This window comes from Mycobacterium sp. Marseille-P9652, assembly GCF_902652685.1.
GTDB lineage: Bacteria > Actinomycetota > Actinomycetes > Mycobacteriales > Mycobacteriaceae > Mycobacterium.
This window is the reverse complement of record NZ_CACRUY010000026.1, coordinates 14,731-35,786: the sequence shown is the minus strand read 5'-3', so window position 1 is coordinate 35,786 and position 21,056 is coordinate 14,731. Positions and strand designations below refer to the sequence as shown.

20 protein-coding genes are annotated in these 21,056 nt (G+C 70.5%); 14 read left to right on the top strand and 6 right to left on the bottom strand.

Annotated elements, in window-relative coordinates:
* Positions 1-80 precede the first annotated feature (80 nt).
* From GPY60_RS15080 to GPY60_RS15060, 5 genes are read left to right on the top strand one after another with little or no spacing between them, the layout of a single operon-like run.
* Entirely contained in the window at positions 81-1,379 is a 1,299-nt protein-coding gene (locus tag GPY60_RS15080; RefSeq protein ID WP_156688476.1) for an adenylosuccinate synthase, read from the top strand.
* A complete protein-coding gene (locus GPY60_RS15075) occupies positions 1,376-2,014 on the top strand; it encodes a PaaI family thioesterase (protein ID WP_156688475.1) in 639 nt (212 codons plus the stop codon). Before GPY60_RS15080 ends, GPY60_RS15075 begins: the two co-directional genes overlap by 4 nt.
* A gap of 39 nt (positions 2,015-2,053) precedes the next feature.
* Positions 2,054-3,265 (top strand): formate-dependent phosphoribosylglycinamide formyltransferase, encoded by a 1,212-nt coding sequence (purT, locus tag GPY60_RS15070; RefSeq protein WP_370462729.1) that lies wholly within the window; start codon positions 2,054-2,056, stop codon positions 3,263-3,265.
* A complete protein-coding gene (locus GPY60_RS15065; protein ID WP_156688474.1) occupies positions 3,262-3,678 on the top strand; it encodes a rhodanese-like domain-containing protein in 417 nt (138 codons plus the stop codon). Before purT ends, GPY60_RS15065 begins: the two co-directional genes overlap by 4 nt.
* Positions 3,675-4,892 carry an O-succinylhomoserine sulfhydrylase gene (locus tag GPY60_RS15060; protein ID WP_156688473.1) on the top strand — a complete coding sequence of 406 codons (1,218 nt, stop codon included), beginning with the start codon at positions 3,675-3,677 and terminating at the stop codon, positions 4,890-4,892. Before GPY60_RS15065 ends, GPY60_RS15060 begins: the two co-directional genes overlap by 4 nt.
* 8 nt (positions 4,893-4,900) lie before the next feature.
* Here GPY60_RS15060 and GPY60_RS15055 read toward each other — a convergent pair whose 3' ends face one another.
* Positions 4,901-6,274: an NAD(P)/FAD-dependent oxidoreductase gene (locus GPY60_RS15055; protein WP_156688472.1), complete on the bottom strand. Its 1,374-nt coding sequence runs from the start codon at positions 6,272-6,274 to the stop codon at positions 4,901-4,903.
* 161 nt (positions 6,275-6,435) lie between these two features.
* Here GPY60_RS15055 and GPY60_RS15050 point away from each other — a divergent pair, with 161 nt between their 5' ends.
* The gene (locus GPY60_RS15050) at positions 6,436-6,909 is read left to right on the top strand and encodes a hypothetical protein (protein ID WP_156688471.1); all 474 of its coding nucleotides are present in this window, start codon (positions 6,436-6,438) and stop codon (positions 6,907-6,909) included.
* The gene (locus GPY60_RS15045; protein WP_156688470.1) at positions 6,906-7,247 is read left to right on the top strand and encodes a hypothetical protein; all 342 of its coding nucleotides are present in this window, start codon (positions 6,906-6,908) and stop codon (positions 7,245-7,247) included. The genes GPY60_RS15050 and GPY60_RS15045 overlap by 4 nt, the downstream gene beginning before the upstream one ends.
* A 6-nt stretch (positions 7,248-7,253) precedes the next feature.
* Here GPY60_RS15045 and GPY60_RS15040 read toward each other — a convergent pair whose 3' ends face one another.
* Both GPY60_RS15040 and GPY60_RS15035 read right to left on the bottom strand, forming a co-directional pair.
* On the bottom strand, positions 7,254-7,859 hold the full coding sequence (locus GPY60_RS15040; RefSeq protein ID WP_156688469.1) for a hypothetical protein: 606 nt from the start codon (positions 7,857-7,859) through the stop codon (positions 7,254-7,256).
* 23 nt (positions 7,860-7,882) lie between these two features.
* On the bottom strand, positions 7,883-9,067 hold the full coding sequence (locus GPY60_RS15035) for an acyl-CoA dehydrogenase (protein ID WP_156688468.1): 1,185 nt from the start codon (positions 9,065-9,067) through the stop codon (positions 7,883-7,885).
* A 57-nt stretch (positions 9,068-9,124) separates the two neighbouring features.
* On the opposite strand from GPY60_RS15035, the gene GPY60_RS15030 reads away from it, so the two are divergent.
* From GPY60_RS15030 to GPY60_RS15015, 4 genes are all read left to right on the top strand, one after another.
* A complete protein-coding gene (locus tag GPY60_RS15030) occupies positions 9,125-9,496 on the top strand; it encodes a DUF3054 domain-containing protein (RefSeq protein WP_156688467.1) in 372 nt (123 codons plus the stop codon).
* Between the two features lie 15 nt (positions 9,497-9,511).
* Positions 9,512-10,426: an SAM-dependent methyltransferase gene (locus GPY60_RS15025; protein ID WP_156688466.1), complete on the top strand. Its 915-nt coding sequence runs from the start codon at positions 9,512-9,514 to the stop codon at positions 10,424-10,426.
* 315 nt (positions 10,427-10,741) lie between these two features.
* Positions 10,742-12,889, top strand: a complete 2,148-nt coding sequence (locus tag GPY60_RS15020) for an MMPL family transporter (protein WP_231639671.1) — start codon at positions 10,742-10,744, stop codon at positions 12,887-12,889.
* 23 nt (positions 12,890-12,912) lie between these two features.
* Positions 12,913-13,398 carry a GNAT family N-acetyltransferase gene (locus GPY60_RS15015; RefSeq protein ID WP_156688464.1) on the top strand — a complete coding sequence of 162 codons (486 nt, stop codon included), beginning with the start codon at positions 12,913-12,915 and terminating at the stop codon, positions 13,396-13,398.
* A gap of 30 nt (positions 13,399-13,428) precedes the next feature.
* On the opposite strand, the gene GPY60_RS15010 is transcribed toward GPY60_RS15015, so the two are convergent.
* Entirely contained in the window at positions 13,429-14,169 is a 741-nt protein-coding gene (locus GPY60_RS15010; protein WP_156688463.1) for an MBL fold metallo-hydrolase, read from the bottom strand.
* A gap of 95 nt (positions 14,170-14,264) precedes the next feature.
* On the opposite strand from GPY60_RS15010, the gene fgd reads away from it, so the two are divergent.
* From fgd to GPY60_RS14995, 3 genes are read left to right on the top strand one after another with little or no spacing between them, the layout of a single operon-like run.
* Positions 14,265-15,275 (top strand): glucose-6-phosphate dehydrogenase (coenzyme-F420), encoded by a 1,011-nt coding sequence (gene fgd, locus GPY60_RS15005; RefSeq protein WP_156688462.1) that lies wholly within the window; start codon positions 14,265-14,267, stop codon positions 15,273-15,275.
* 22 nt (positions 15,276-15,297) lie between these two features.
* On the top strand, positions 15,298-17,370 hold the full coding sequence (gene pta / locus GPY60_RS15000; RefSeq protein WP_156688506.1) for a phosphate acetyltransferase: 2,073 nt from the start codon (positions 15,298-15,300) through the stop codon (positions 17,368-17,370).
* A complete protein-coding gene (locus GPY60_RS14995) occupies positions 17,367-18,521 on the top strand; it encodes an acetate kinase (protein WP_197283685.1) in 1,155 nt (384 codons plus the stop codon). The genes pta and GPY60_RS14995 overlap by 4 nt, the downstream gene beginning before the upstream one ends.
* On the opposite strand, the gene GPY60_RS14990 is transcribed toward GPY60_RS14995, so the two are convergent.
* Together GPY60_RS14990 and GPY60_RS14985 are read right to left on the bottom strand one after the other, a co-directional pair.
* On the bottom strand, positions 18,516-19,700 hold the full coding sequence (locus tag GPY60_RS14990) for a DUF1501 domain-containing protein (protein ID WP_156688461.1): 1,185 nt from the start codon (positions 19,698-19,700) through the stop codon (positions 18,516-18,518). The genes GPY60_RS14995 and GPY60_RS14990 overlap by 6 nt on opposite strands.
* A gap of 9 nt (positions 19,701-19,709) precedes the next feature.
* Complete coding sequence (locus tag GPY60_RS14985) at positions 19,710-21,026, bottom strand: DUF1800 domain-containing protein (protein ID WP_156688460.1); 1,317 nt, start codon at positions 21,024-21,026, stop codon at positions 19,710-19,712.
* Between the last annotated feature and the right edge of the window lie 30 nt (positions 21,027-21,056).

Genomic DNA, 21,056 nt, shown 5'->3' with positions numbered 1-21,056 from the left:
GCGTTGGTCGCAACCTCCTGGGCTAAGGTGGGTCACCGGCTGGACCACAATACGCAGGCCAGATCAGGTGGGAGTAAGTCATGCCGGCAATCGTCCTCATCGGCGCCCAGTGGGGCGACGAGGGCAAAGGTAAAGCCACTGACTTGCTCGGCGGCCGGGTGCAGTGGGTGGTGCGCTACCAGGGCGGCAACAACGCCGGGCACACCGTCGTGCTGCCCACCGGCGAGAACTTCGCGCTGCACCTGATCCCGTCCGGGGTGCTCACGCCCGGCGTCACCAACGTGATCGGCAACGGCGTCGTGGTGGACCCGGGGGTGCTCCTCGACGAGCTCAAGGGCCTCGAGGACCGCGGCGTGGACACCTCCAAGCTGCTGATCTCCGCCGACGCGCACCTGCTGCTGCCCTACCACGTCGCGATCGACAAGGTCACCGAGCGCTACATGGGCAGCAAGAAGATCGGCACCACGGGCCGCGGCATCGGCCCGTGTTACCAGGACAAGATCGCCCGCATGGGGATCCGCGTGGCCGACGTGCTGCACCCCGACCAGCTGGCCCACAAGGTCGAGGCCGCGCTGGAGCTCAAGAACCAGATCCTGGTCAAGATCTACAACCGTAGGGCGCTCGATCCCCACCACGTGGTCGAGTCGCTGCTGGTGCAGGCCGAGGGGTTTGCCCATCGGATCGCCGACACCCGCCTGCTGCTCAACTCGGCCCTCGAGGCCGGCGAGACGGTGCTGCTGGAGGGCTCCCAGGGCACCCTGCTCGACGTCGACCACGGCACCTATCCCTACGTCACGTCGTCGAACCCGACCGCGGGCGGCGCGGCCGTGGGATCGGGGATCGGCCCGACCCGGATCACGACCGTGCTCGGCATCCTCAAGGCCTACACGACGCGGGTGGGCTCGGGGCCGTTCCCGACCGAGCTGTTCGACGAGAACGGCGAGTACCTGTCGAAGACGGGCGGCGAGTTCGGCGTCACCACCGGGCGGCGGCGCCGCTGCGGCTGGTTCGACGCGGTAATCGCCCGCTACGCCACCCGGGTCAACGGCATCACCGACTTCTTCCTGACCAAGCTCGACGTCCTGTCCAGCCTCGAGACCGTGCCGGTGTGCGTCGGCTACCGGATCGACGGCGCGCGCACCAACGACATGCCGATGACGCAGAGCGACCTGCACCGCGCCGAGCCGGTGTACGAGGAGCTGCCGGGCTGGTGGGAGGACATCTCGACCGCGCGCGAGTTCGACGACCTGCCGGCCAAGGCCCGCGACTACGTGATGCGGTTGGAAGAGCTTGCGGGAGCACATATTTCGTGTATCGGGGTGGGTCCGGGGCGCGATCAGACGATCGTGCGCCGCGACTTCCTGGCGGCCCGCCCGTGACGGAACAGGACCCGAAGGAACTCGACCCCGACTACGAACGCCACGGCGGCTTCCCCGAATACGGCCCGGCCAGCCCGGGCCCGGGCTTCGGCCGGTTCGTCGCCGCCCTGCGGCGGCTCCAGGACCTCGCGGTGTCGGCCGACCCGGGCGACGGCGTGTGGGACGAGGCGGCCGACCGCGTGGCGGCGCTGGTCGACCTGCTCGGCCCGTTCGAGGCCGACGAGGGCAAGGCGCCGGCGGGCCGCACCCCCGACCTGCCCGGCATGGGCAGCCTGCTGCTGCCGCCCTGGACGCTGACGCGGTACGCGCCCGACGGCGTCGAGATGACGGGTCACTTCAGCCGGTTCCACGTCGGCGGCAACCACGCCGTCCACGGCGGCGTGCTGCCGCTGCTCTTCGACCACATGTTCGGGATGATCTCCCACGCCGCGGGACGGCCGATCAGCCGCACCGCGTTCCTGCACGTCGACTACCGCAAGGTCACCCCCATCGACGCGCCCCTGGCGATACGGGGCCGCGTCACCGGCACCGAGGGGCGCAAGGCATTCGTCGCGGCGGAACTCGTCGACGAGGCCGACATCGTGCTGGCCGAGGGGCACGGCCTGATGGTGCGGCTGCTGCCCGGCCAGCCCTAGCTTGGCCGAGCCCCCGCTGCGCCGACCTATCCTTGAGCGGTGACCGACGGCCCAAGCGAAGGACAGCCCCCGCCCGACGAGAAGACGACGGCGATGAGCGTCCCGCCGCAGGTTCCGGACGCGCCCGCCGGTGCCGCGCCGCGGGTCATGCTGCTGGGCGCCGGTGAGCTCAGCCGCGAGCTGGCGATCGCACTGAGGCGGCTCGGGGCGACGGTGATCGCCGTCGACGGGCACGCCGACGCCCCCGCACACGGGGTGGCCGACCAGCGGCTGGTCCTACCGTTAGGCGACCCCGGCGAGCTGTCGCGCGCCATCGAGGGCGTGCACCCCGACTTCGTGGTGACCACCACCGACGCGGTCGCGGTCGACGCCCTCGACGGGCTGCCCCCGGATGCAGTCGAGCTGGCGCCGAGCGCGCGCGCCGTCCGGCTCACCGCCGACCGCGAGAGCCTGCGCCGGCTGGCGGCTGACGAGTTGGGCCTGCCCACCGCGCCCTTCTGGTTCGTCGGGTCGGTCGAGGAGCTCGAGGCCGTCGGCGCCCACGCCGGCTTCCCCCTGCTGGTGAAACCCGCCTCCGGGAAGGGGCGTTCGCTGGTCGAGCGGCCCGACGACATCGGGCCGGCCTGGCAGCAGGCCGGGACCGCGCGCGTGCTGGCCGAGACGGTCGTCGAGGTCGAGGTCTCGATCACGCTGCTGGTGGTGCGCAGCGAGGGCCCGAACGGACTGGTGATCGATTTCTGTTCGCCAATCGGGCACGACGACGCCGAGGCGCGGGAGTCGTGGCAGCCGCAGCAGCTGAGCCCGGCCGCGGTGGACTCCGCCAGGTCGATCGCCGCGCGCATCGTCAAGGCGCTGGGCGGGCGCGGCGTCTTCGGCGTCGAGCTGATGATCAACGGCGACGAGGTGTATTTCGCCGACGTGACCGCCCGCCCCCGGGGAAGCGCCTGGGTGACCGCGCGCACCCAGCGGTTGTCGGCGTTCGAGTTGCAGGCCCGCGCGATCCTGGGCCTGCCGGTCGACACCATGATGATCTCCCCGGGTGCGGCGCGGGCGATCGTCGCGGGACCCGGCTCACCCGGCGCCGAGGCGCTGCGCGGCGCCCTGGGCGTTCCCGAGAGCGACGTGCGCCTGTTCGGCCCCGGCTCGCGCAAGCTCGGGGTGGCGCTGGCCACCGCGCCGGAGGTGGGGGCCGCCCGCGGCCGCGCCCGAGAGGTCGCCAACGCCCTGGATGTGCGAGACTCACGCGGGTGAGCTACGCGGGAGACATCACGCCGCTGGAGGCGTGGAAGCTGCTGAGCGACAACCCGAACGCGGTGCTGGTCGACGTCCGCACCGACGCCGAGTGGCGGTTCGTCGGGGTGCCCGACCTGTCCGGCCTCGGCCGCGACACGGTGTTCATCGAGTGGAACACCGCCGACGGCAGGCACAACGACGATTTCGCCGAGGAGCTGCGCGAACGCGTGCCGGCGGGCGACACCGAGCGGCCGGTGATCTTCCTGTGCCGCTCGGGCCAGCGCTCGATCGGCGCCGCCGAGGCGGCCACCGAGTTGGGCATCACGCCGGCCTACAACGTGCTCGACGGCTTCGAAGGCCATCTCGACGCGCGCGGCCATCGCGGCCAAAGTGGCTGGCGCGCAAGCGGATTGCCCTGGAGGCAGGGGTGACCGAGCGCTCCGTGCGCACGCCGAAGGCGTTGCCCGACGGCGTCAACCAGGCGACCATCGGGGTACGCGGCGGCCTGTTGCGGTCGGAGTTCGACGAGACGGCCGAAGGGATGTTCCTGACCTCGGGCTACGTGTACGACTCGGCGGCCACCGCGGAGCGGGCGTTCACCGGCGAGGTGGACCGCTACGTGTACTCCCGCTACGGCAACCCGACGGTCAGCATGTTCGAGGAACGCCTGCGTCTCATCGAGGGGGCGCCCGCGGCGTTCGCCACCGCGAGCGGCATGGCGGCGGTCTTCACGTCGCTGGGCGCCCTGCTGGCGGCCGGCGACCGGCTGGTCGCGGCGCGCAGCCTGTTCGGCTCCTGTTTCGTGGTGTGCAACGAGATCCTGCCGCGCTGGGGCGTTGAGACCGTGTTCGTCGACGGCGACGACCTCGCGCAGTGGGAGGAGGCGCTGTCGGTGCCGACCCAGGCGGTGTTCTTCGAGACGCCGTCCAACCCGATGCAGTCGCTCGTCGACATCGCCGCGGTGACGGAGCTCGCCCACGCGGCGGGCGCAAAAGTTGTGCTGGACAACGTCTTTGCGACACCCCTGCTGCAGCAGGGTTTTCCGCTCGGGGTCGACGTGGTGGTCTACTCGGGGACCAAGCACATCGACGGGCAGGGCCGGGTGCTGGGCGGCGCGATTCTCGGCGACAAGGAGTACATCGACGGCCCGGTGCAGAAGCTGATGCGCCACACCGGGCCGGCGATGAGCGCGTTCAACGCCTGGGTGTTGCTCAAAGGCCTTGAGACGCTGGCGATTCGCGTCGAGCATTGCAACTCCTCCGCGCAGCGCATCGCCGAGTTCCTGCAAGCGCATCCGGCGGTGAGGTGGGTGCGCTACCCCTTCCTGACGTCGCACCCGCAGTACGACCTCGCCAAGCGGCAGATGTCGGGGGGCGGGACGGTGATCACGTTCGAGCTCGACTGCCCCGAAAACTCAGCCAAGCAACGTTCGTTCGAGGTGCTGGACAAGCTGCGGCTCATCGACATCTCGAACAACCTCGGCGATGCGAAATCGCTTGTCACGCATCCCGCCACGACGACGCACCGCGCGATGGGCCCGGAGGGTCGCGCGGCGATCGGGCTCGGCGACGGCGTGGTGCGCATCTCGGTGGGGCTGGAAGGCACCGACGACCTGATCGCCGACATCGACCAGGCGCTCAGCTAATCGCGGCGCTAGCCGGCCGCCTTCTGCTGATCCGCCTCGGCCTGTTCGGCCGCCGCCAGCGCACCCTGCTGCTCCACCCACTGGACCACCGGCCTGGCGTACATCATCTGGCTGGTGATGGCCATCTGGCCGCGGGTGCGGCCCAGGAACGAGATCCCCCAGGAGAACATCGCGGCGATGCGGTTGCGGTGTCCGATCAGGTAGTACAGGTGCAGCACCAGCCAGGCCAGCCAGGCGATGAAGCCGCCGAACTCCAGCTTGCCGACCTGCGCGACCGCGCTGTACCGGGAGATCAGGGCCATGCTGCCCTTGTTCTTGTACTTGAACGGAGCGCGGTTCGCCGGGTCGTCGTGACCCTTCACCGAGTGCTTGATGATGTCGGTCGCGTAGCGCGCCCCCTGGATCGCGCCCTGGGCCATCCCGGGGACGCCGGGCACGGACATCAGGTCACCGACGACGAAGACGTGGGGGTGACCCTTGACCGTGAGATCGGGCTCGACGATCACCCGCCCGGCGCGGTCGGTTTCGGTGCCGTCGGACTGCTCGGCGACCATCTTGCCCAGTGGGCTGGCCTGCACGCCGGCCGCCCACACCTTGCAGGCGCACTCGATGCGGCGCTCGCTGCCGTCGGCGTCCTTAACGGTGATGCCCATGTAGTCGACCGCGGTCACCATCGCGTTGAGCTGAACCTCGACGTCCTCTTTCTCCAGGCGCCGCTGCGCCTTACAGCCCAGGTTGGGGCCCATCGGCGGCAGCACCGCCGGCGCCGCGTCCAGCAGGATCACCCGGCACTCGCTGGGCGTAATGGTGCGAAACGCCCCGGCCAGCGTGCGCTCGGCGAGCTGGACGATCTCGCCGGCCAGCTCCACGCCAGTCGGGCCGGCGCCCACCACGACGAAGGTCAGCCGTCGTCGCCGCTCGGCCGGGTCGGTGGCGACCTCGGCGGCCTCGAACGCGCCGAGGATGCGGCCGCGGAGCTCCAGGGCGTCGTCGATGCTTTTCATACCCGGCGCGTAGATCGCGTACTCGTCATGGCCGAAGTAGGACTGTTGCGCGCCGGCGGCCACGATCAGGCTGTCGTAGGGCGTCACCGTCTGCATGCCCATGAGATGCGACGTGACCGTCTTCGCCGTCAGGTCGATCGCCTCGACGTCCCCCCACAGCACCCGGACGTTCTTCTGCTTGCGCAGGATGAGCCGGGTCGTGGGGGCGATGTCGCCTTCGGACAGGATGCCGGTCGCCACCTGGTAGAGGAGTGGCTGAAACAGGTGGGTGGTGGTCTTCGAGATCAGCGTGATGTCCACGTCGGCGCGCTTGAGCGACTTCGCCGCGTACAGCCCCCCGAACCCGCTCCCGATGATGACCACGTGATGGCGCGACATACTTGTCCCTTCCGGTCTTCAAGAGCTCCCCGCGGCGCTGGTAATACCGTACGACTGGCCGCCGGTGGCCCGTAGGTCCGGTTGGTGACGCTCCCGTAGACGAAGGTCACCACGCGCGGGACACTGGTCGCTGACCAACGATCGACGGGACGATCATGAACATGCCAGTCATCCGCAGCCCGCAGGACCGGGAGAATGCGGCTAATGCGCGGGAGCGGGTTGCCGCCGACCGCGAGGGCGTCGCGGCCGAGCGCGAGCGGGTTGCCGACGAGCGCGAGCACGGCGCGGCGCTGCGCGAGGCGCTGACCGAGGGTGTGGAGCGGTGGGCGGGCGATCTCGAGGCGCGGTCGGTGCTCGCCGACCGGCGCGAGGCGCTGGCCGACGAGCGCGAACGGCTGGCGGACAGGCGCGAGGCGCTCGCCGACGAGCGCGAGCGGCTCGCCGACGACCGGGAGGTCGAGCCGGCGGATGCGGCGGGGAGTGCCGCGCTGCTGCACGACGCGGCGCTCCGCGAGCAGGCCAAGGTCGACCGCGAGGAGGCGGCCAGCGAGCGCGAGTGGGCGAGGCGGCGGGCCGGGGCCGCTCAGGACTGGGTCGAGGGCGGCGGCGCGGCCGCGTCGGAGCCCGAGTCGTGACCGCCGAAGACGGCCGGGCAGACCAGGTCGAGCGGCGTGAGCAAGTGGTCGCGCGGCGCGAGGCCGAACTCGACCGGCGCGAGCGGATCGCGGACGAGCGGGACCGGATCGCCGAGCAGCGTGAACAGGACGCGAACAACCGCGAGCAGCTGGCGGATCAGCGTGAGGCGCGCGCCGACGAACGCGAGGGCAGCGCGGCCGAGCGCGAACGGGAACGCCTCCAGCGCGCGCAGGAACAGGTGGATCGTGCATGGGCCCTGGGCCAGCGCGAGGAGGCCGGAATCCGGCGGGAGATGGCCGAGACCGAGCGCCGGGAAGCGGACGGCGTCACCGCCTGAGCAAGCTCAGAACGGCCAGGTGCGGGCGTCGGTTTTGTATTTGCCGTTGAGGCCGGTGCAGAAGTCGTCGGCGGTCCCGGCGAGCAGGATGTAATACGCCTCGCCGCCCTCGCGGCTGGAAAGCGAGTTCGGCGTGGTCCAGCCGCTGTTGCACATCGCCGTGTCCGAGCCCGCCGTGGGCCTGCGCCAGTTGGTCCGGGCGCAGCTCGCGAGGGCGTCGACGTTGGGTGTGGCGCTCTTGGCCGCGACGAGCATCGCGCCGCCCCACTGCCCGTCGTTGCGCCGATAGGCGCGGGCGCCGAAGCCCGCGTTGTTGGTCTGGCACGCCAGCGCCCGCTTGAGCAGCCCGAACGGCGCGGCCAGCTGCGGGTTGGCCACCCCGGCCGCGGCCGTGATGAATTGCGCCGCGTCCGAACCGTCGACCTCCTGGACGTTGGGATTGCCCAGCCCGATCAGCTGCTGGGCGATCCCGGAATTGTTGCCGCCGCCGATGATCGGTCCGCCGCCGCCGGAGCCCATCGTCGGGAGCGTGACGGGATCGGCCGCCGCCGGGGGCGCCGACGCGACGGATGCGGCGACGAGAACCGCGGCGCCGCATGCGATCAGCCTCATGGGTGTGCTCCTTCCTTCTTGGGTCAGCGGAACGCGTCGCTGCCCGTGAACGCCTGGCCGAGGACGAGTTGGTGCATCTCGGGCGTGCCCTCGTAAGTCAGCACCGATTCGAGGTTGACCATGTGCCGGATCACCGGGTACTCCAGCGATATTCCGTTGCCGCCCAAAATGGTTCGCGCGGTGCGGCAGATCTTGAGCGCCTCGCGGGTGTTGTTCAGCTTGCCGAAGCTGACCTGCTCGGGGCGAAGGCCGGGGCCGTCCTTGAGGCGCCCGAGGTGCAGCGAGAGCAGCTGGCCCTTGTGCAGCTCGACCGCCATGTCGACGAGCTTGGCCTGCGTCAGCTGGAACCCGGCGATCGGGCGGCCGAACTGGGTGCGCTGGGTGGCGTAGTCCAGCGCGGCCTGCCAGGCGGTGCGCGCCGCACCCATCGAGCCCCAGATGATGCCGTACCGGGCCTCCGACAGGCAGGAGAGCGGCCCCCGCAGGCCCCTCGCCTCCGGGAGCATCGCGTCCTCGGGGAGCCGCACGTCGTCGAGCACGAGCTCGCTGGTGATCGAGGCCCGCAGCGACAGCTTGTGGTGGATCGTGTTGGCGGTGAAGCCGCGCGTCTCGGTGGGCACGACGAAGCCGCGCACGCCCTCGTCGGTGGCCGCCCACACCACCGCCACGTCGGCGATCGAGCCGTTGGTGATCCACAGCTTGCGGCCGTTGAGCACCCAGTCCGAGCCGTCGCGCCGGGCGCGCGTCTTCATGGCGGCGGGATCGGACCCCACGTCGGGCTCGGTCAGGCCGAAGCAGCCGAGCAGCTCGCCCGCGGCCATGCCGGGCAGCCACCGCTGCTTGTGCTCCTCGGAGCCGAACTTCCAGATGGCGAACATCGCCAGCGACCCCTGCACCGAGACCATGGACCGGATCCCGGAGTCGGCGGCCTCCAGCTCGGTGCAGGCCAGGCCGTAATGCACGGCGGAGGCCCCGCCGCAGCCGTAGCCGTCCAGGTGCATGCCGAGCAGCCCGAGTTCGCCGAACCCTCTGGCCAGTTCGCGCACCGGGAGGTCGCCGATCTCGAACCACTCGGCGACGTAGGGGAGGACGTGTTCGGCGCAGAACTTCCTGACGGTGTCGCGGACCGCGAGTTCGTCGTCGGACAGCGACGAGTCGAGGCCGAGCGGGTCGTCGCGGTTGAAGGCGGGGGGCGCGTCGGTGCTCATGCTCTCAGCCTGCCATCGACGGCCGTCGGGTCCCAGTGCGCCGGTAGTCTTCGGTGCATGCTCAGGCACCCGAGGCCCGTCTGGCTGCTGGCCGACGTCGTCGGCGTGCTGCTGTTTTGCGCCGTCGGGCGCCGCAGCCACGCCGAGGGCGTCACCATCCCCGGCGTGGCTGCCACGGCGTGGCCGTTCCTGACGGGCACCGTCGTCGGCTGGCTGCTCTCGCGCGCCTGGCAACGGCCCGCCGCCGTGGCCCCGACCGGGGTGGTGGTGTGGCTGTGCACCGTGGCGGTCGGCATGCTGCTGCGCCGGGCCACCTCGGCGGGGGTGGCGGCGAGCTTCGTCGTCGTCGCGGCGTCGGTGACCGCCGTCCTGCTGCTCGGGTGGCGGCCCCTGGCCTCGGCGGCCCTGCGCCACCGCGCCGGTTCCTGACGGCCCGGATCACCGATGCCACGGGCCGACGGCGACAGCTGGGATCCGTCCACCGGGGTCGGGGTGACCGCGACGTTCGGGGCGGTGGCGCGGGCGGTGGCCACCGACAAGGGGCTGCTGGATGACCCGTTCGCCGAGCCGTTGGTGCGCGCCGCCGGCGTCAGGCACTTCGTCCGGCTCATCGACGACCATCGCTTCGCGGCCGACGACGGCACCGACCCGGTCACCGCCGCCCTGATGGACATCCTCGCGGCGCAGACCCGGTTCGCGGACGGGTTCCTCGCCGACGCCGCGCGCGCGGGCATACGCCAGGTCGTGCTCCTGGCGTCCGGTCTGGACACGCGGGCCTACCGGCTGTGGTGGCCGGCCGGTACCACGGTGTACGAGGTCGACCGGCCGGAGGTGCTGGACTTCAAGTCGGCGGTGTTGGGCGGGTTGGGCGCGACGCTGACGGCGAACCGGTGCGCCGTCGGCGCCGACCTGCGCGCCGACTGGCCGGCGGCGCTGCGCCGCGTGGGTTTCGACGCCGCGTTGCCGACGGTGTGGGTCGCCGATCAGCTTCTCGTGGGTTACCTGCCGCCCGCCGCGCAGACGCGCCTGCTCGATGACGTCGCGTCGCTGAGCGCGGTCGGCAGCCGCTTTGCCGCCGACCACATGCCCGTCTGGACCCCGTCGCACGTCAAGGCGGGTTTGGCCTTCGTCGACAGCTGGGCCCGCGAGGGCCTCGACGTCGATCTTGCCAGCCTGACCTACCCGGGCGAATACCGATACGTGCCCGAGCATCTGGCGTCCCACGGCTGGGAGACCGTCGAGCGCAACATCGTCGAACTGCTCGCCGGGCTGGGCCTGCCCGAACTGTGGCGCGGCGGCCCCGACGACCTGGCGGTCGTCCCGGGATACGTCACCGCGACGCGCGGCGTACTCACTTAAGTTAATTAATCATTAATTAACTTACCTATTCGCCGGATAATCGAACCCGATGGTGCGTAACGTCGTAACGAAATATGACCCCGGCGCCCAACTCCCCTCGAGGTGCGGTGAAGTGATTTCTCGCGATGCGAACCGACAGTGGACAGTCCATTCGGCGGCGTCGTACCGGGAGCGTTCGTCATGACGAGCACGCTGCCCGAACGCGACATCCGCCGCACGACGGGACGTCACCGTCGTCGACGTGATCCTCTGGCATCCGTGGCCAGAACGGCGTTGGCGGCGCCGCGCCGCGTCGTCGGGGTCGCTGTTCTGCTCATGGCGGCCGCCGCCCTCTTCGGCCTGCCCGCCGCGACGAGCTTGTCCGGCGGCGGGATGGTGGACCCGGCGTCCGAGTCGGCCCGGGCCGCCGGATTGCTGGCGCACAAGTTCCACCGGGGCGAAATGCAGATGCTGCTGTTGGTGAGCTCCGAGGCCGGCGTCAAAGACGGTGCCGGGCGCGAGGTTGGCTCCGACATCGTGCGCGAACTTGCCGGATCGCCGTTCGTCACCCAGGTCACCTCCCCCTGGGACGGTCCGACGCCGGCACCAGGGACGGTCAGTGCCGACGGGAAGTCGGCGTTGATCGTGGCCGCGCTGAGTGGTGGGGAGAATGACGCGCCCAAGCATGCCCAGGCGCTGGCCGATCGACTGGGCCACGACCGGGACGGCGTCACCGTCCGGGCGGGCGGTCCCGCGGTGTTGTACGCGCAGGTCGGCCAACACACCGAGAACGACCTGCTGCGTATGGAATCCATTGCGGTGCCGGTGAGCTTCGCCGCCCTGGTGTGGGTCTTCGGTGGCCTCCTCGCGGCCGCGGTGCCCATGGCCGTGGCGGGGTTTGCGATCGTGGGCTCGCTCGCGGTGCTGCGGGCGATGGCGCTCGTGACCGACGTGTCGATCTTTTCCCTGAACGTCGCGGCCGCGTTGGGCATGGCGCTGGCCATCGACTACACGCTGCTGATCATCAGCCGCTACCGCGACGAGCTGGCCGAGGGGCGATGCCGCGACGAAGCGCTGCTGCACAGCGTGGCGACGGCGGGCCGCACGGTGCTGTTCTCGGCGGTGACCGTCGCCTTGGCGATGGTTCCGATGGTGCTGTTCCCGGTGTACTTCCTGAAGTCTTTCGCCTATGCCGGCATTGCGGTGGTGACCCTTTCGGCCCTCGCGGCGCTCGTGGTGGCGCCGGCGGTGATCGTCCTGCTGGGCGATCGTCTCGACTCGTTCGACATCCGGCGCCTCGGCCGTCGGTTGTCCCGCCGTCCCGAGCCGCGCGCTTCGGAGCCGCCGCCGATCCAGCGCAACTTCTGGTACCGGACCGCGAAAGTGGCGATGCGGCAAGCGGTTCCGACCTGCCTGGCCATTGTCGTCCTGTTGCTCCTGCTGGGCATTCCGTTCCTGCACATCAGATGGGGTAACCCCGACGAGCGGGTGCTGCCGGAAACCGCGACGGCGCGTGCGGTGAGCGACGCAGTCCACAGCCAATTCGGCTCGGAATCCGCCTCAGCGGTGACCGTCGTCATCCCCGAGCTCAGCGAGCCGGCAAAGCCTGAGCTCGACGCGTACGCCGCGAGGCTGTCGCTGGTGCCCGACGTGGCGGCGGTGTCGTCGCCGACCGGTACGTTCGTCGCCGGCGAACGCAAGGGGCCGCCCTCGGCGCCGACCGGATTGGTTGACGGCAGTGCGTTTTTGACCGTGAGTAGCACGGCGCCGCTGTACTCGGGCGCCTCCGAGACGCAGCTGGACCGTCTCCACGCGGTGGCGCCGCCGGGCGGGCAGACGGCGCTGATGACCGGCAACGCGCAGAGCAACCGCGACTGCGTCCACGCCATCACTGCGCGACTGCCCATGGTCTTCGGCTTCATCGCGGTCGTCACGCTGGTGTTGCTATTCGCTCTGACCGGAAGCGTGATCCTGCCCATCAAAGCCGTTCTCCTCAACATCCTCTCGCTCACAGCGACTTTCGGCGCGCTGGTGTGGATCTTCCAGGACGGACATCTGGGCGCGCTGGGCACCACACCGAGCGGGACGCTGGTCGCCACGATTCCGGCGATGATGTTCTGCATCGCGTTCGGGTTGTCCATGGACTACGAGGTCTTCCTTATTTCCCGCATCCGTGAATACTGGACGCGCTCGTCCCGGACGCGCGCCGACAACGACGAGAGCGTGGCGTGCGGCCTTGCACACACCGGGCGCGTCATCACCGCGGCGGCGCTGTTGATGTCGATCTCGTTCGCCGCCTTGATGACCGCCGACGTCTCGTTCATGCGCATGTTCGGCGTCGGGTTGACCCTCGCGGTGCTGGTGGACGCGACCCTGATTCGCATGCTCCTCGTGCCGGCATTCATGCATCTGTGCGGCGGCCTGAACTGGTGGGCGCCCGCCCCGCTCTTGCGGCTGCGCCGGCGGGTGCTTGCCGACGGGTGATGGCCGCGGCGTTAGATCGTTAGGTGACTTCTGACCGGCTTCGCTTCGTGTCGGCGACCCACGACGACCCGCTGGCTCAGCCTCTGCTTGCCGAGTTGGCCCTCGAGTACGCGGAGCGATACGGCGGCACCCCGGAGCGGCACCTGGCCTGGCTGCCGGTGCCGCGCGCCGAGCTGGCCCCGCCGGACGGCGGGCTGCTGATCGGCGTCGAGGGCGAGGTTCCGGTCACGGGCGGGGCGTTCCGGCGATACGACGCCAACACGGCCGAGCTCAAGCGGATCTGGACGGATCGCGCGCACCGGCGCCGCGGTTACGCGCGGGCGCTGCTGGCCGCGCTGGAGGCGGAGACCGCCGCGCGGGGGTACCGGCGGCTGTACCTGATCACGGGCAATCGCCAACCCGAGGCCGAGGCGCTGTACGACGCGGCGGGGTACACCCGTGTTCCCCCCGACCCGATACCGGACTGGGGGCCGTTCCGGCCGATCGCGTTCGAAAAGTGGTTGGCCTGAATGGATTACGCGCGCCGAACGTGGGGCCGCTTACCGGGCCAGCGCGGCCGCCGCGTCCGTCGCCTCGCGGATCGGTCCGCGCCACACGCCGCCGTGACCGGGCAGCAGGACGTCGGTGCCGACGGACGCCAGCGCGTCGAGGCTGCGCACCGAATCCGTTTGGCTGTGACTGAACACGGCCGGCAGCAGCTGCGGGCCGCTGCGGCGCAGCAGCGGGTGACCGGTGATCAGCGCGTCACCCGTCACCAGGACGCCGTCGACCACATACGAACAGTGCCCGCTGGTATGCCCTGGGGTCGGGATTGCCACCGGACGGCCCGGCAGACCGGCGGCGACGTCGGCGGTCAGCGGCCGCGTCGTCGGGATCCCGTCGCGCAGCAGGCCGCCGCTGCGCGCCACGTGGACGCCCCACACCGCCCATCGCGGACGCCAAATGCGCAGGGCGACATCGAGAATCGACACCTGCTCCAGGTACTCGCGCTTGGCGTGACCCACTTCCGCGGCGTGGCAGTACACCGGGGTGCCGTGCTCGCGGGCGAACCAGATCGCCGACCCCAGATGGTCGATGTGCGCATGCGTCAGCAGGATGGCGCGCACGTCCCCGGGCCCGTAGCCCAGCTGCCGCAGCGTGCCCAGCACGTCCTCGCGGTCACCGGGATAACCCGCGTCGATGAGCATGACGCCGGTGTCGTCGGTGACCAGCGTCCAGTTGACGGCGTGGCCGTGGGCGTGGTGCACCGCGTCGGTGACTTGAACGAGGGTCGGTCCCATGCGGGCGAGTGTAGGAGTCTCACTAGAAGCGATCGCAAGCGCGGCGAAGCCGGGCGCGGCGGGTCGCGATCACAGATGTGGAGTAGAAAGAACTAGTGGCCGAACTGAAATTGGGATACAAGGCGTCCGCCGAACAATTCGCACCCCGTGAGCTCGTCGAACTCGCCGTCGCCGCCGAGGGGCACGGCATGGACAGCGCCACCGTCAGCGACCACTTCCAGCCCTGGCGGCACGAGGGCGGCCACGCCCCGTTCTCGCTGGCCTGGATGACCGCCGTCGGCGAGCGCACCAAGAGGCTTCAGCTGGGCACGTCGGTGCTCACCCCGACCTTCCGCTACAACCCGGCCGTCATCGCGCAGGCGTTCGCCACCATGGGCTGCCTCTACCCGGGCCGCATCTTCCTCGGCGTCGGCACCGGCGAATCGCTCAACGAGATCGCCACCGGCTACGAGGGCGAATGGCCGGAATTCAAGGAGCGCTACGCCCGCCTGCGCGAATCGGTGCGGCTGATGCGCGAGCTGTGGCTGGGCGACCGCGTCAGCTTCGAGGGCGAGTACTACCACACCAAGGGCGCCTCGATCTATGACGTGCCCGAGGGCGGCATCCCGATCTACATCGCGGCGGGCGGCCCACAGGTCGCCAAGTACGCGGGCCGCGCCGGCGACGGCTTCATCTGTACCTCCGGCAAGGGCGAGGAGCTGTACAAGGACAAGCTCATCCCCGCCATGAAAGAGGGCGCCGAGGCCGCGGGCAAGAATCCCGACGACATCGACCGCATGATCGAGATCAAGATCTCCTACGACACCGACCCGGACCTGGCGCTGGAGAACACCCGCTTCTGGGCGCCGCTGTCGCTGACCGCCGAACAGAAGACCAGCATCCACGACCCGCTGGAAATGGAGAAGGCGGCCGACGAGCTGCCGATCGAGCAGGTCGCCAAGCGCTGGATCGTGGCGTCGGACCCCGACGAGGCGGTCGAGAAGGTCAAGGACTACGTCGACTGGGGCCTCAACCACCTGGTGTTCCACGCTCCCGGTCACGACCAGCGCCGCTTCCTGGAGCTCTTCGAGAAGGACCTGGCGCCCAGGCTGCGGCGGCTGGCCTGAGGCGACGGCCGTGACCGGTTCCGTGACCGCGACGGCGATCTACATCGCTGCGCCCGAGCCGGAAACGGGCAAGTCGACGATCGCGCTCGGGCTGTTGCACCGGTTGCGGGCGACCGTCGCCCGGGTGGGCGTGTTCCGGCCCATCACCCGGCTCGGTGAGGACCGCGACTACATCCTGGAGTTGCTCCTCGAGCAGACCACCGCGGGCCTGTCCTACGAACAGTGCGTCGGCGTGACCTACCGGCAGCTGCACGCCGACATCGACGCCGCCATCGGCAGCATCGTGGACTCCTACCACGCGGTGGCCGATGCCTGCGACGCCGTGGTGATCGTCGGCAGCGACTACACCGACGTGACCCGGCCCGCCGAGCTGTCGGTCAACGCGCGCATCGCCGTCAACCTCGGGGTGCCCGTGTTGCTGGCGGTGAGCGCCAAGGACCGCACCGCCGACGAGGTGGCGAGCGTCGTCGAAGTCTGCATGGGCGAGTTGTCGGCGCAGCGCGCCCACACCGCGGCCGTGGTCGCCAGCAGGTGTCGGCCAGCGGAGCTTGCCGAGATGCGGGCGGCCCTGGCGGCGCTGCAATCCTTCCCGCAGCGCAGCTATGTGCTGCCCGAGGAGCCGTTGCTGTCGGCGCCGACGGTCGCCGAGCTGGAGAGGGCGGTGGACGGCACGGCGGTCAGCGGCGAGGCGTCGCTGCGCGAGCGCGAAGTGATGGGTGTGCTGGTGGCGGGGATGACCGCCGATCACGTGCTGGAGCGGCTCGACGACGGGATGGCGGTCATCACCCCGGGTGACCGCTCCGACGTGGTGCTTGCCGTCGCAAGTGCCCACGCGGCCAACGGTTTTCCGTCGCTGTCCTGCCTCGTGCTCAACGGTGGCTTCACGCTGCACCCGTCGATCGCCGCGCTGGTGGCCGGGCTGCGCCTGCGGCTGCCCATCATCGCGACCAAGCTGGGTACCTACGAGGCGGCGAGCGCGGCCGCCTCGGCCCACGGGCGGGTCACAGCGACCTCGCAGCGCAAGATCGACACCGCGCTGGGGCTGATGGACCGGTACGTCGACGTCGCGGACCTCATTGCGCAGCTTGCCATCCCGATCCCGTCGGTGATCACGCCGCAGATGTTCACCTACCGGCTGCAGCTGCGCGCCCGGACCGACCGCAAGCGCATCGTGCTCCCCGAGGGCGACGACGACCGGATCCTGAAGTCGGCCGGGCGCGTGTTGCAGCGCGGCGTCGCCGACCTGACGATCCTGGGTGACGAGGCCCAGATCCGTCTGCGCTCGGGTGAACTGGGCGTGGACCTCGACGGCGCGACGGTGATCGACCCACTGATGAGCGAGCTGCGCGACCGGTTCGCCCAGCAGTACGCCGAGATGCGCAGCGCCAAGGGTGTCACCGTCGAGCATGCCAGCGAGATCATGCGCGACGCAACGTATTTCGGCACCATGCTGGTGCACAACGGCATGGTGGACGGCATGGTGTCGGGCGCCGCTCACACCACGGCCCACACCGTCCGTCCGGCGTTCGAGATCATCAAGACCGTGTCCGACGTGTCGACGGTGTCGAGCGTCTTCTTCATGTGCCTGCCCGACCGGGTGCTCGTCTACGGCGACTGCGCGATAGTCCCCGACCCGACGCCGGAACAACTGGCGGACATCGCGATCAGCTCGGCGCGCACCGCGGCGATGTTCGGCGTCGAGCCGCGGGTGGCGATGTTGTCCTACTCCACCGGGGACTCCGGGACGGGCGCCGACGTCGACAAGGTCAGGGCCGCAACGGCATTGGTCCGGTCCCGCGAGCCCCGGTTGCCGGTCGAGGGCCCCATCCAGTACGACGCCGCCATCGAACCGTCCGTCGCCGCCACCAAGCTGCGCGACTCGCCCGTGGCCGGGCGGGCGACCGTGCTCATCTTCCCGGACCTCAACACCGGCAACAACACCTACAAGGCGGTGCAGCGCAGCGCCGGGGCGATCGCGATCGGACCGGTGCTTCAGGGGCTGCGCAAGCCGGTCAACGACCTGTCCCGCGGCGCCCTGGTCGAGGACATCGTCAACACCGTCGCCATCACCGCGATACAGGCCCAGGACCCGTGACCGGCTCCCTGGTGTTGGTGATCAACTCCGGGTCGTCGTCGCTGAAATATCAACTGGTGGACCCGGCTTCGGGATCGGCGCGGGCGTCCGGGCATGTGGAGCGGATCGGCGAGGATTCGTCGTCCGTCCCCGACCACGACGCCGCACTGCGCCGCGCGTTCGAGCAGCTGTCCGACGACGGCATCGACCTGGCGGCGTGCGGGCTGCGGGCGGTGGGTCATCGGGTCGTGCACGGCGGCAACAGGTTCTACCGCCCGACCCTGGTAAACGACGCGGTGATCGCCGAACTCGAGGAACTCTCGGAGCTGGCGCCGCTGCACAACCCGCCGGCGCTGAAGGGCATCGAGGTGGCGCGCAAACTGCTGCCGGAGGTTCCGCACGTGGCGGTGTTCGACACCGCGTTCTTCCACGATATGCCGCCGGCGGCCGCCACGTACGCCATCGACCGGGAACTGGCGCAGCGGTGGGAGATCCGCCGGTACGGGTTTCACGGCACGTCGCACCGCTACGTCAGCGAACAGGCCGCCGAATTCTTGGGGCGGCCGCTCGGCGGCATGAAACAGATTGTGCTGCACCTGGGTAACGGTTCGTCGGCCTCGGCGATCGCCGGCACCCGGCCGATCGACACGTCCATGGGCCTGACCCCGCTGGAGGGGCTGGTGATGGGCACGCGCAGCGGAGACATCGACCCCGGCATCGTCAGCTATCTCTGGCGCACCGCGAAGATGGGCGTCGACGAGATCGAGGACATGCTCAACCAGCGGTCGGGAGTCCTGGGCCTGTCGGGCGAGCGGGACTTCAGGCAGCTGCGGATGATGATCGAATCGGGCGACGCCATAGCGCAATTGGCGTACAGCGTGTTCATCCACCGGCTGCGCAAGTACGTCGGCGCCTACCTGGCCGTGCTCGGCCACACCGACGCCATCACCTTCACGGCGGGTATCGGCGAGAACGACGCCGCGGTGCGCCGCGATGCCCTCGCGGGCCTCGAGGAGCTGGGCATCGTGCTCGACCAGCGGCGCAACCTCAGCGGCAGCAAGGGCGCGCGGCAGATCTCCGCGGACGACTCACCGATTGCCGTGCTGGTGATCCCCACCAACGAGGAGCTAGCCATCGCCCGCGACTGCGCCGCCCTGCTGGCCGGCTCATAGGAAGCCGAGGGCGCTGCGGCCGGCGCCGACCGACGGTGCCGGGTCGGTCCCGACGGTGCGGGCCAGCAGTTCGTGGTACACGTCGCGGAAGTCGGTCGTGTACTTCAGGTCTCCGTTGTCCAGGTCGGTGAGGCTCGGCTCGTCGCCGTAGAAGCCGCCCCGCACGGGCGACCCCGCGACGAAGACGGGCCCGGCCGTGCCGTGATCCGTGCCCTGGGACGCGTTGGCGCGCACCCGGCGACCGAACTCCGAGTACGCCATCAGGACGACGTTGCGGCCGTAGCGGTCGCGCGCCATGTCCTGGAGGAAAGGCGTCACGGCCTCGTCAAGCGTCTGCAGCAGGCGCTGCTGCGTGCCGCGTTCGTCGGCGTGGGTGTCGAACCCGCCCAACTGGACGGTGTAGACGCGCGCGGGCACACGTGCCTTGACGGCGGCGGCCACCGTGTTCAGCTGGGCGGCCAGCGGATTCTGGCCTTTGCCGTTGGGTTTGACGAAGCCGAATGCCTTATCCGCGGTGCGGGCGGCGCGGTAGGCCTTGCAGACCGCGGCCATCGCCGGCGTGTCGGCGGAGTCGTCGACGCCGAGCGCCACCATCGCGGCGTCCATCCCGTCCGGCTCTCCGGCCGGTGCGTGCGGCGACAGCGCGGCGGCCGTGTGCTTTTCGCCCACCGCAAGGGGAGGAAGGACGGGCCCGATGTTGACCGCCCGGAGCGGGTCGTCGCCGGTGGCGTCGAGCCAGCGCCCGATCCATCCCGTCGGCACCGGTTCGGATGGCGACGCGGTCTGCCAGATGTCCATGGACCGGAAGTGGCTGTGGTCGGGCTTCGGGTAGCCCACTCCGCGGACGATGGCGAGCCGCCTTTGCCCCCACAGGTTCGCCAGCCCTTTCAATGCGGGGTTCAGCCCGAACTGCTGGTCCAGATGGATGACGTCACCCGGCGCGTAAGCGAGCTCCGGACGTGCGTCGTGATAAGCGTTGTCGGCGTAGGGGATCAGGGTGTTGATTCCGTCATTGCCGCCGGACAGCGTGACGAGCACCAGCACCCCGGCGCCCTCGGGCAGCGGCCTGTCCTGGGCAGCGCGTTCCAGGTGAGGCCAGTGGACGGTGTTCCACAGCACGCTGGCTGCACTGACGCCGGCGCTGGCGATCAGGAATCTGCGGCGGTTGATCTCGGACATCGGCTCTCGCTAGGACGTCAGGTATTCGGGGGTGTTGACGGCGGCCGCCACGAGCTGAGGCGGCGTGCGCACCCATACTTGGAGTGCGTCGGCGCTGCGGTCCGACCAGCCCCCGACGCCGATCAGGTAGCCGACGGCGTCGACGCGGTCGGCGGGGGCGGTGTTTTCGATGACCGAGAGGTCGCCGAGCTGCGCCAGGTGGGCCGCGGCGCGCAGCCGGGTCCCCGCGCTCGCGGTCGACAGCCACACCGGACCGCGCGGCCACCCACCGACGCTCGGGGGGTAGAACGGCCGCTGGCCCAGCTGCTGCAACGTCGCGTCGGCGAACTTGACCTGCGCGGGCTGGTCGAGCGTTATGCCGAGTGCCCTGAGGACGCCGACGAGCCATTCGACCGGGGTGGTGACGACCGTCGCGCGGGCGCGGGTGAACTCGTCGTCGACCAGGATCGCCCGGGTCAGGGCCCGAAGGTCGCGTCCCGGGCCGTAGGCGGAGACCAGCCGGTCGAGCACCGCATCCGGCGGCGCCTCGTCGGAAGCCAACCCCTGCCAGAGCCGACCGGCGACGTACCGCGCCGAATTGGGCTGCGCCAGAACGGCGTCGCAGAAGCCGGGGGCGTCGAAGTCGCGGGTCTGTCCCAACAGCGTCTTGGCGCCCGCGTCGCGGCGCTTCGGGATCACCGCGGTCCGTCCGTCGGGGCCGATCACCCAGCCCGTCAGCGCGCGGGCGCCGGCGCGCACGTCGTCTTCGGTGTAGCCGTTGCCGTGGCCCAGCGCGAACAGCTCCATGAACTCGCGGGCCAGGTTCTCGTTGGGCGCCTTGGCGGTGCTGCTCTGTCCGTCGAGCCAGCGCAACATCGCGGCGTCGGTCAGCATGGCGTAGGCCAGGGTGCGGAAGTCGCCCAGCGATCCGGTGCGCAGCGTCTGGTTCTGCGTGGCCATGTGGGCGGCCACCCGGACCTTTTGCGCGGAGGTGGCGAAGTGGTTGTGCCACAACAGAGTCAGCTTCTCGTGGACCGGCTGGCGCGCCGCGACCATGCGGCGCAGCCACCAGTCGGAGAGCACGCCCTGCTGTTCGGTGAGCTGCTGGTTGTACTGCTTGCGGGCCGCCGGCGTCGCGCGGGGCCCCGGCGGCTGCGGCGCCGGCAAGGCCGGCATCGGCGTGGCGGCGGCCCCGGGGTCCGCGTCGGGGTGGGCGCCCAGCATGGCGTCGACATAGGCAGCCCAGTCCCGCGTGACCGCGGCGTCGACCTCGGGGCCCGTCACACCGAAACCGGCCCGGCGCATCACGCGGGCGGTGGTGATCCAAGCGGCCGACTGCCCGGGCATGTACTAACTGTGAGGCACGTTCCTAAGTTT

Coding starts and splice junctions, on each gene's coding strand:
- GPY60_RS15040 (WP_156688469.1), bottom strand. CDS start 7,859: ATGAGGCTGATCGCATGCGGCGCCGCGGTTCTCGTCGCCGCATCCGTC.
- GPY60_RS15010 (WP_156688463.1), bottom strand. CDS start 14,169: ATGGGACCGACCCTCGTTCAAGTCACCGACGCGGTGCACCACGCCCAC.
- GPY60_RS14985 (WP_156688460.1), bottom strand. CDS start 21,026: ATGCCCGGGCAGTCGGCCGCTTGGATCACCACCGCCCGCGTGATGCGC.
- GPY60_RS15020 (WP_231639671.1), top strand. CDS start 10,742: ATGGCGGCCGCCGCCCTCTTCGGCCTGCCCGCCGCGACGAGCTTGTCC.
- GPY60_RS15035 (WP_156688468.1), bottom strand. CDS start 9,067: ATGAGCACCGACGCGCCCCCCGCCTTCAACCGCGACGACCCGCTCGGC.
- GPY60_RS15080 (WP_156688476.1), top strand. CDS start 81: ATGCCGGCAATCGTCCTCATCGGCGCCCAGTGGGGCGACGAGGGCAAA.
- GPY60_RS15050 (WP_156688471.1), top strand. CDS start 6,436: ATGCCAGTCATCCGCAGCCCGCAGGACCGGGAGAATGCGGCTAATGCG.
- GPY60_RS14990 (WP_156688461.1), bottom strand. CDS start 19,700: ATGTCCGAGATCAACCGCCGCAGATTCCTGATCGCCAGCGCCGGCGTC.
- GPY60_RS15025 (WP_156688466.1), top strand. CDS start 9,512: ATGCCACGGGCCGACGGCGACAGCTGGGATCCGTCCACCGGGGTCGGG.
- GPY60_RS15055 (WP_156688472.1), bottom strand. CDS start 6,274: ATGTCGCGCCATCACGTGGTCATCATCGGGAGCGGGTTCGGGGGGCTG.
- GPY60_RS15030 (WP_156688467.1), top strand. CDS start 9,125: ATGCTCAGGCACCCGAGGCCCGTCTGGCTGCTGGCCGACGTCGTCGGC.